Consider the following 9,273-nt stretch of genomic DNA (forward strand, 5'->3'; position numbering starts at 1 on the left):
CGTCATTTTTGCGAGGAAGCCATGAAAGAGTCGTTGATCATTTTCGATACCACGTTGCGCGACGGCGAGCAGAGTCCTGGCGCTTCGATGACGCAAGAGGAAAAGGTCCGAATTGCGAAACAACTCGAACGGTTGCGCGTCGATGTGATCGAAGCGGGCTTCGCCGCAGCAAGCCCCGGTGATTTCGCCGCTGTGCAGGCTGTGGCGCAAGCGATCAAAGAGAGCACGGTCTGTTCCTTGGCGCGTGCGAACGAAAAGGATATCGCTGCGGCCGGCGAAGCGATCGCACCCGCAGAACGTAAGCGCATCCATACCTTCATCGCCACCAGCCCGATCCATATGGAGAAAAAGCTCCGCATGTCCCCGGATCAGGTGCTCGAACAAGCCGTGAAAGCGATCGGTTGGGCGCGACGCTATACCGATGACGTCGAATTCTCCGCCGAAGACGCCGGCCGCTCCGAGATCGACTTCCTTTGCCGCATCTTCGAAGCCGTGATCGACGCGGGCGCTACCACGATCAACGTTCCCGATACCGTCGGTTACGCGTTGCCCCACCAGTTCGGAGAACGGATTCGTACGCTCATCGAACGCATCCCCAACTCCGACAAGGTGATCTGGTCCGTGCACTGCCACAACGACCTGGGCCTTGCGGTCGCCAATTCATTGGCTGCGGTGCTCGCCGGCGCCCGTCAGGTAGAGTGCACCATCAATGGTCTGGGAGAGCGCGCGGGCAACGCGGCGCTTGAAGAGATCGTGATGGCGGTACGCACCCGACAAGACGTCTTCCCGTGCGATACGCGTATCGACACCCGCCAGATCGTCCCCGCGTCGAAATTGGTTTCGCAAATCACCGGCTTCCCGGTACAACCCAACAAAGCGATCGTTGGCGCGAACGCGTTCGCGCACGAATCGGGCATCCACCAGGATGGCGTATTGAAGCACCGCGAAACCTACGAAATCATGCGCGCCGAAGACGTCGGCTGGACCACCAACAAGATCGTGCTCGGCAAACACTCGGGGCGCAACGCCTTCAGAACCCGGTTGGCAGAACTCGGCATCACGTTCGAAAGCGAAGAGCAGCTCAATCAAGCGTTTGCCCGCTTCAAGGAACTGGCCGACAAGAAGCACGAAATCTTCGACGAAGACCTCATCGCGTTGATGAGCGACGAAGGCGTTTCCGGTGGTCATGAAGTCGAACGTTACCGTCTCGTCTCCAGTTGCTTCCACAGCGAAACGGGAGAGACCCCGAAAGCGCGCTTGGTGATTGCCATCGACGGCGAAGAGCAGACCGTGGAAAGCGAAGGTTCTGGTCCCGTAGACGCTGCGTTCCAAGCGATCGAGAAACTGGTTCAGAGCGGCGCCGAATTGCTCCTTTACTCGGTGAATGCGATCACCCAGGGCACCGATGCGCAAGGAGAAGTCACCGTCCGGCTCAGCAAAGAGGGACGGATCGTGAACGGTCAAGGAGCAGACACCGACATCATCGTCGCATCGGTCAAGGCCTACTTGAACGCACTCAACAAATTGTTGGCAAACCGCGCGCGCATCAGTCCTCAGGTGTAGACGAAGCGTGCCGTCGGCGGCGGGGGAAAAACCGCGCATAGCGGACCACCGCCGCAAAAAGGAGCAGCGCAAGCGCCGCCTCTACGCCCGCCAGCCAGCGAACAGGCGCCGGATCGAAGAGGCGTGCGCTCCCTTCCAACAGGTAGAAACTGCACCACAGCGCCGTCCACTGGTATGTCCGTAGCCGTCCACGCCACAGTCCGGGAAGCAGCAGCGCCAACGGCACCGCTTTGAGCACCAGCCAAGAACCGCCCGGTCGGATCGGAGCGAGCACGCTTTCCCAGGCCACCGCCAAAACCGCGAGCAAAAATGCCAGCGTCGTCGCGATCGCTGCCCAACGCCTCGGCATCACGCCTCCTTTGGCCAAATTTCGGCAACCGTCACGTGCGGAGTCACCAATCGAATGCGCCCCGGCTGAAAACGCTCGACGCTCACCTGAAAGCGCTCGGGTTCGCGGACCAACCACCAGGCGCCCGACAACCGCTCCAAGCGACGCAGCACCAACACCGGTTGCGGAAAGTACGGCAACCAGCGCTTCAACACGATCCCGAGCTGTCGCGTCCCCCGCTTCGCTTCGGGCGCAAGGGATAGGATCGCGGTCGCCGCCTCGATCGGCGCCAGGATCTGAAGGCCAACGATCCGTGCCGTTGCTGCGGTTCGTTGCCAGCGGACCACCCCCAACCACCACTGGGTCGCAATGGAGACGCTCACGTGCTCTGCAGTAAATCGCACCGCGACGATTTCACCGTCCCGCACCGAAACCGATGCCGTGAAGCGAAGCCGTGCGCCCAAAACCAAATCGGAAAGCTCGACGATCTCGGCCCCTTGCCAGGCCACAGGCGCACCGCTTGCCAACGCCGCGATGGCCTCCCACCCGACCACCACTTTGGCGTCGCAATGGCAGGGTTGCCGGCGGACGCGTCGCCCCGCCAGCCCCAGCCGCTCTGCGAATGCAAGCAGGAGCCAAATGAGCTGCTGCGATTGCGTTTGGTGGGGTGCTTGTAACCAACGTTTGACCAACCGATCGATTTGGCGCTCCAGCGCAGAGAAATCGAGCCAGAAGAGCGTCTGGCACGCTCTTGACACCGTTCCCCGGCGAACCAACTGCACCGTCGGCTCCGTCGCAATGCCCCAAAAGGGAAGTTGCGCGGGCTCTCCACCATCGGCCTGCGCCGTATCCGGTGCGGCGGGGAGCAGTCGGGCGGTCACACCGTGCAGCGCCAACACCGCCATCAGACATTCCACGCGGGCATCCAGTGGCCAAGCCCCGTCACCGGCAAGGTATAACGCGAGCGCAGCTGCGACTTCCCCGGTGACCACGCCGTCGTGCTGCTGCCCCTCAGCAATGACCTTAGGCAACCAGAGCGTCCAAAACGACGTCTCCAACGGATACCCCACGGCCCAGGCAACAGCGACCACCCAAGCACCGGCCACCGTCGCCGCCGAATCCTCCTGGTTCGCATACCGCGCGTGCCACAGCGCCAAGATACGCGCTGCGGTCGCACTGTCCCAGCGAACGGTTTCCGGTGGCAATTCGGGAAAATGCTCGCCCAGACGCAAGGCGAGCCACTGCGGGGAAACGGACACCGCGGCAGTGGCTGCCTCCGCCGTCATCACGCCTCCGATTGCTGGGGCGACAATCCCACCGACGCGAAGAGCGCGGTCAGTGCCGCTCCGGGTTCGGGCGCCCGCATGAACGCTTCGCCGACCAGAAAAGCGGGAACACCAGCCTGCCACAACCGTTCGACATCGGCGCGCGTCAAGATCCCCGATTCGGCAATCGGCAAGCGATCGTCTGGGTAGTGCGGCAACAAGGACAAGGTCGTTTCGAGCGAAACGGCAAAGGTTCGCAGGTTGCGGTTGTTGACCCCGATGAGCGGTGTAGGCAACATCAGCGCCCGTTCGAACTCCTCTGCGTCGTGGACTTCGACCAGGACGTCGAGTCCCAATTCCGTTGCCAGCGCGGTCAAGTCCCGCAGACGCGCATCGTCAAGCGCCGCGACGATCAACAAAATCGCGTCGGCACCGATCGCAGCCGCTTCCCAAACCTGCCACGGGTCGATCAGGAAATCTTTGCGCAATACAGGAAGCGAAACGGCCCCACGAGCTGCCTGCAAAAAGGCGTTGCTGCCTTGAAAATAGTGCACGTCGGTCAAAACCGAAAGACACGCAGCGCCCCCCGCTTCGTAACTTTTCGCGATCGCTACCGGATCGAACGGGTCGCGCAAAACCCCTTTCGAAGGGCTCGCGCGCTTCACTTCGGCAATGACCCCCGGCACCTGTTCCGCGCGCTTACGCTGCAACGCCTGAGCAAAGCCGCGCGGTGGGTCGGAATGCAATCGCTTTTCCGCGGCGGCACGCACCACCGCATCGGGTTGCCGCGCACGCCCCGCCGCCACCTCTTCTTTTTTGGTTGTCAGGATTGCCGCCAGAATATCGGGAATAGATGCCCCCACTCGCGTTCCCCCTTGCTCACAGCGTCGTGACCGCGGTCGCTTTGACCGATTCGTTCACGGTTGCCCTTTTTCTGCGGCATCCGCCAAGCGGTTCGTCGCCTGGACGAACGCCTCCAACCTGGCACGCGCGGCACCATTGGCAATCAGCTCACGTGCCAATTCGACCCCATGCGCAATCGATTCGACACGATTCGCCGCATAGAGGGCAACCCCCGCGTTCAAGACGACGATATCACGCGCCGGCCCCGGTTCGTCCGCCAACACCTGACGTACGATCGCCGCTGACGTCGTCGCGTCGTCCACTTGGAAATGGCGGCTCGACGCCATCGCCAGGCCAAAATCTTCGGGGTGGATGCGATACTCCCGAATCTTGCCATCCTTGAGTTCGCCCACCAAGGTTTCCGCACCCAGCGTCACCTCGTCGAGTCCATCGAGGCCATAGACGACCAAGACGTGGCGTGCTCCCAGCCGCTCCATCACCCGCACACAAATCCCGACCAGATCGGGATGGAATACCCCCAAGAGGCTATTGGGCGCCCCGGCTGGGTTGGTGAGGGGGCCGAGGATATTGAAAATCGTGCGCACCCCCATCTCTTTCCGAACCGGCATCACATTCTTCATCGCCAAATGGTGCAGCGGCGCGAACATAAAGCCGACGCCGGCTTCCGCAATACATTGGGCCACGGCTTCGGGGGAGAGATCAACGCGTGCGCCGAGCGCTTCGAGCACGTCGGCACTGCCCGATTTCGACGAAACGGAGCGGTTACCGTGCTTCGCCACTTTCGCCCCACCCGCAGCCGCAACGAACGCTGTGGTCGTGGAGATGTTGAACGTATGCGCGCCATCGCCCCCCGTTCCCACGACGTCGAGCAGATGGTCGTGCGGTCCCGGCACCACTACGCGTGTCGCCAGTTCGCGCATCACTTGCGCTGCCGCCGCAATTTCGCCGATCGTCTCTTTCTTCACCCGCAGACCAGTCAGAATCGCCGCAGTCATCACCGGCGAAACCTCTCCGGCCATGATCTGACGCATGAGCGAGAGCATCTCGTCGTGAAAAATTTCACGGTGTTCGATCAAACGTTGCAGTGCCTGCTGGGCAGTGATCATCGCTTTCCCTCCCCTCCTAGGTCACGCCACATCGGCACGCGGCGCGTGCTGAACCAAAAAATTCTTGAGCATCGCATGGCCGTGCTGCGTCAAAATCGATTCCGGATGGAACTGCACCCCTTCCACCGCCAGCGTGCGATGGCGCAACCCCATGATCTCACCATCCTCGGTCCACGCCGTCACCTCGAGTTCAGAGGGCAAGTCTTCGCGCGATACCGCCAACGAGTGGTAGCGGGTACATACCACCGGGTTGGGTAACCCCGCAAAAACGCCGGCCCCTTCGTGATAGACCGGCGCAGTCTTCCCATGCATGATGCGTTTCGCATGCACCACGCGGCCACCGAACGCTTCGGCAATGGCTTGGTGTCCCAAACAAACCCCCAGGATCGGAATTTTGCCCGCAAACGCGCGAATCGCCGCAACACTCACCCCCGCTTGCGCAGGCGAACACGGCCCCGGCGAAATCACCAGATAAGTGGGCTGCAACGCTGCGATCTCGGAAACGGTGATTTCGTCGTTGCGCACCACTTTGACGAAAACCCCCAACTCGCCGAAATATTGGACGAGGTTCCAGGTGAAACTGTCGTAATTGTCGATCATCAAGAGCATGCAAAGCCCTCGCTCATCGAACGGCGCGCAACCGCTCTTCCAATTTCTCGGCAGGCAAAAACCCCCCAATGCGGGAGCCATCGCGCAAAAAGAGCGTAGGCGTGCCGCCAATTCCCAACTGTTTCCCCAGCGCGACGTTGCGCTCGATTGCACTCGTATCGCACGACGCTGGTGCCGCAGGCGGCGTTTTTCCTTCGACCATCCAGCTTTGCCACGTTTTGGCCGGATCGTCGGAACAGAGGATGCGCTTGGCTTTTTCCTCTGAATCAGGTCCCAGAATGGGGTAGAGAAACAGGTACTGCGTCGTATTGTCCACCTGTTGCAGCGCTTTCGCAAGGCGCTTACAAAAGCCGCAGTTGGGGTCTTCGAACGAAGCAAAGACGCGCGACCCGTCGCCTTTTTTGATCACGATCGCGTCTTTGAGCGGCAACGCGGAAAAATCGATACGGGACAATTCGTCTAGCCGCTTTTCGGTGAGATTCACCCGGGTTTTGGCGTCGATGATCGAACCCACGACAATGTGGCTCACCTCAGTGTTGGTGTACACCAGTTCGCCGCTCTTCAGCACTACCTCGTAAAGCCCGGGCATGGGGGCAGCGCGGACCGAGCGCACCGCATCCCCGCCCAACAGGGCATTGATCGATTGCTGTACGTTCGCTTCCTCGGCTGTTTCGGCGAACGCCATCGCGTGAAACCCAAGGCAGAGCAAACCCAAGAACAGTACCCTTTTCATCACACCACGGCTTCTCGTCATTCTCAACACCCTTTCGTCTTTACTGCGCCAGCGTCGCGTACCGGACCAACCGCCTTTTCACGAACGGCAGATGATCTACCAACGACATACCGCAATTGCGCGTCCAACGCAGCAACGGGTTATCCCAAGCGAACCCTTTCGCCAACGCGTCCGTCACCGTCTGAAGCAAAAACGGCTCTTCGAAACGCCGCCGCTCATACCGCGCCAATAATACCGGATCCCCGGGATCTTTCCCACTTTCGGCCGACCCCAACAAGGCCGCCAGTTCGGCCGCGTCGTTGAACCCCAGATTGATCCCGTGCCCGGAAAGCGGATGAATGCCATGCGCGGCGTCGCCGATCACCACGGTGCGTTTCCCCACGACGCGCTCACACCGTAACAAGGATAGCGGAAACGCTTGGGGCGGCGTGCGCAAAGAGAGCCGCCCCAACACCCGTTCCCCTGCTTCGGCAACCGTCGATGCCAACGTGGCGGCATCCATCGCCAGCAGTGCCTCGGCATGCGATGGGGACGTAGACCAAACGATCGAAACCCGATTCCCGGGCAGTGGCAGATAAGCCAAAACCCCATCCTCGCGGAACCACTGAAACGCCGTTTGGTCGTGCCCCTTTTCGGTTTCGAAATTGGCCACCACCGCGTGATGGTGATAGGGATGGATCTCGGCGCGAATGCCTGCTACGTGCCGCACCCACGAGCGCCGACCTTCGGCACCAACCAGCAAACGCGCCCGCCAATTCCGGCCATCGTGCGCTTCGACGGTCACCCCCTCCCAATCCACGGCACAAGCGCGCAATGAGGCCGCTGCTTCGGTCACGCAATCGACCGTCGCGCACGCATAGAGCGCCGTCCAAAGTGCGGTGCGCACCGTTTCTGCTTCGGCGATAACCGCCAGATAGGGAAGCGGGACCTCGTCTGCAGCAAAGACGATTCGCCCCGCTGCGTCGCCCTTCACCACCATGCGGGTCACGGGCTGGAACCTTTGCTCGGGAACAAAAACCTGTAGCCCGGCCAACCAACCCCAAGGACGAGGCGCAAACGCGTAAATACGCGTTTGCCACTGGTCGGGATCTTGAATCGGTTCCGGCGTTGGCGGGTTGGGTTCGATCGACAAGACGCGCCAGCCCGCGCGCCCCAGCGCCAACGCCAGTGATGAACCGGCCAAACCCCCACCATGAACGATGATGTCGTAATCGAACCGTAAAGAGCCCATGACTCTCTGCTTCGCGCTCCAATGCAAGGATTTTCGCACGAAAGCGGAGAGGAAAAAAGAAACGCCACCGACCCTAATAGGGTGCGGTAGCGCTTAGCTGGCGAGCCCCTCACAACAAAAAGAAAACCGCGATGAATTATACGTGAAGGCTTTCCGGCCCACGAAGCGTAAACGTCAAACGCCCATCTTTTGGGATGGGCGTTTGGTGTTTGGGTTTGACTGGTTTGGGTTGTTGGGTTGAGTCTGACGATGACCTACTTTCCCGAGGAGTGTTCCTCAGTATCATCGGCGCTGCCTTGTTTCACGGTCCTGTTCGGGATGGGAAGGCGTGGTGCCAAGGCGCTATGGTCGTCAGACTCGAAGCTGGTGTGACGCTTTGGAACGGCGTGTGGGTTTTAGGTAGGGGGTGCGTTTTGGGTGATGTGTGTGTGGGTTTATGTGGCGTTACGGCCATAGGATCAAGCCGGTCGGGCAATTAGTACGGCTCAGCTCAACGCCTTGCAGCGCTTACACATGCCGCCTATCAACGTGGTGGTCTTCCACGGCCCTGATCGGGAAGTCTTATCTTGGGGCGAGTTTCGCGCTTAGATGCTTTCAGCGCTTATCTCTTCCGCACTTAGCTACCCGGCGGTGCCACTGGCGTGACAACCGGTACACCAGAGGTGCGTCCACTCCGGTCCTCTCGTACTAGGAGCAGCTCCCCTCAAACTTCCTACGCCCACGGCAGATAGGGACCAAACTGTCTCACGACGTTTTAAACCCAGCTCACGTACCTCTTTAAATGGCGAACAGCCATACCCTTGGGACCGACTACAGCCCCAGGATGAGATGAGCCGACATCGAGGTGCCAAACACCGCCGTCGATGTGAACTCTTGGGCGGTATCAGCCTGTTATCCCCAGAGTACCTTTTATCCGTTGAGCGATGGCCCTTCCATGCGGGACCACCGGATCACTAGGACCTGCTTTCGCACCTGCTTGGCTTGTGGGCCTTGCAGTCAAGCACGCTTATGCCCTTGCACGTACAGCGCGATTTCCGACCGCGCCAAGCGTACCTTCGTGCTCCTCCGTTACCTTTTGGGAGGAGACCGCCCCAGTCAAACTGCCTGCCATGCACGGTCCCGGGTGGGGATGCACCCACCGCGGTTAGAACCTCGATGGGGCCAGGGTGGTATTTCAAGGACGGCTCCACCGAAGCTGGCGCCTCGGCTTCTTTGCCTCCCACCTATCCTACACAGGCCACATCAAAGTCCAATGCAAAGCTGCAGTAAAGGTTCATGGGGTCTTTCCGTCTAGCCGCGGGTAGATTGCATCTTCACAACCACTTCAATTTCGCTGAGTCCCAGCAGGAGACAGTGGGGCCACCGTTACGCCATTCGTGCAGGTCGGAACTTACCCGACAAGGAATTTCGCTACCTTAGGACCGTTATAGTTACGGCCGCCGTTTACCGGGGCTTCGATCAGGAGCTTGCACCCCATCACTTAACCTTCCGGCACCGGGCAGGCGTCACACCCTATACGTCGACTTTCGTCTTTGCAGAGTGCTGTGTTTTTAGTAAACAGTCGCAGCCCCCGA

8 protein-coding genes and 2 rRNA genes (1 of these 10 cut by a window edge) are annotated in these 9,273 nt (G+C 60.4%); 1 reads left to right on the forward strand and 9 read right to left on the reverse strand.

The features are described 5' to 3' along the window. Positions 1-21: 21 nt before the first annotated feature. A complete protein-coding gene (locus HPTL_RS08170; RefSeq protein ID WP_119335548.1) occupies positions 22-1,563 on the forward strand; it encodes a 2-isopropylmalate synthase in 1,542 nt (513 codons plus the stop codon). Here HPTL_RS08170 and HPTL_RS08175 read toward each other — a convergent pair. The 9 genes from HPTL_RS08175 to HPTL_RS08215 all read right to left on the reverse strand — a co-directional run. After that, a complete protein-coding gene (locus HPTL_RS08175) occupies positions 1,547-1,912 on the reverse strand; it encodes a DUF2069 domain-containing protein (protein WP_119335549.1) in 366 nt (121 codons plus the stop codon). The two genes, HPTL_RS08170 and HPTL_RS08175, sit on opposite strands and share 17 nt — an antisense overlap. Continuing rightward, on the reverse strand, positions 1,912-3,177 hold the full coding sequence (locus HPTL_RS08180; RefSeq protein WP_119335550.1) for a hypothetical protein: 1,266 nt from the start codon (positions 3,175-3,177) through the stop codon (positions 1,912-1,914). Before HPTL_RS08180 ends, HPTL_RS08175 begins: the two co-directional genes overlap by 1 nt. Next, positions 3,177-4,019, reverse strand: coding sequence for an indole-3-glycerol phosphate synthase TrpC (gene trpC / locus HPTL_RS08185; protein WP_197713642.1), 843 nt, complete (start codon positions 4,017-4,019; stop codon positions 3,177-3,179). Before trpC ends, HPTL_RS08180 begins: the two co-directional genes overlap by 1 nt. Positions 4,020-4,073: 54 nt before the next feature. Further along, the gene (trpD, locus tag HPTL_RS08190) at positions 4,074-5,126 is read right to left on the reverse strand and encodes an anthranilate phosphoribosyltransferase (RefSeq protein ID WP_119335551.1); all 1,053 of its coding nucleotides are present in this window, start codon (positions 5,124-5,126) and stop codon (positions 4,074-4,076) included. Positions 5,127-5,147: 21 nt separating this feature from the next. Then, positions 5,148-5,735: an anthranilate synthase component II gene (locus HPTL_RS08195; RefSeq protein WP_119335552.1), complete on the reverse strand. Its 588-nt coding sequence runs from the start codon at positions 5,733-5,735 to the stop codon at positions 5,148-5,150. A gap of 13 nt (positions 5,736-5,748) precedes the next feature. Further along, positions 5,749-6,468 carry a DsbC family protein gene (locus HPTL_RS08200; protein ID WP_197713643.1) on the reverse strand — a complete coding sequence of 240 codons (720 nt, stop codon included), beginning with the start codon at positions 6,466-6,468 and terminating at the stop codon, positions 5,749-5,751. Between the two features lie 40 nt (positions 6,469-6,508). Next, positions 6,509-7,699, reverse strand: a complete 1,191-nt coding sequence (locus HPTL_RS08205; protein WP_119335554.1) for an FAD-dependent monooxygenase — start codon at positions 7,697-7,699, stop codon at positions 6,509-6,511. Between the two features lie 241 nt (positions 7,700-7,940). Beyond that, positions 7,941-8,055, reverse strand: a 5S ribosomal RNA gene (gene rrf, locus HPTL_RS08210). Positions 8,056-8,153: 98 nt separating this feature from the next. Continuing rightward, positions 8,154-9,273: ribosomal RNA gene (locus tag HPTL_RS08215) — 23S ribosomal RNA — on the reverse strand (it continues 1,754 nt past the right edge of the window).

This window comes from Hydrogenophilus thermoluteolus, assembly GCF_003574215.1.
In the GTDB taxonomy this organism is placed as follows: Bacteria; Pseudomonadota; Gammaproteobacteria; order Burkholderiales; family Rhodocyclaceae; genus Hydrogenophilus; species Hydrogenophilus thermoluteolus.

Bases quoted from the DNA above. Each gene is read 5' to 3' on its own strand.
- HPTL_RS08205 (WP_119335554.1), bottom strand. From the start codon at position 7,699: ATGGGCTCTTTACGGTTCGATTACGACATCATCGTTCATGGTGGGGGT.
- HPTL_RS08195 (WP_119335552.1), bottom strand. From the start codon at position 5,735: ATGCTCTTGATGATCGACAATTACGACAGTTTCACCTGGAACCTCGTC.
- trpD (WP_119335551.1), bottom strand. From the start codon at position 5,126: ATGATCACTGCCCAGCAGGCACTGCAACGTTTGATCGAACACCGTGAA.
- HPTL_RS08170 (WP_119335548.1), top strand. From the start codon at position 22: ATGAAAGAGTCGTTGATCATTTTCGATACCACGTTGCGCGACGGCGAG.
- HPTL_RS08200 (WP_197713643.1), bottom strand. From the start codon at position 6,468: ATGAAAAGGGTACTGTTCTTGGGTTTGCTCTGCCTTGGGTTTCACGCG.
- HPTL_RS08180 (WP_119335550.1), bottom strand. From the start codon at position 3,177: ATGACGGCGGAGGCAGCCACTGCCGCGGTGTCCGTTTCCCCGCAGTGG.
- HPTL_RS08175 (WP_119335549.1), bottom strand. From the start codon at position 1,912: ATGCCGAGGCGTTGGGCAGCGATCGCGACGACGCTGGCATTTTTGCTC.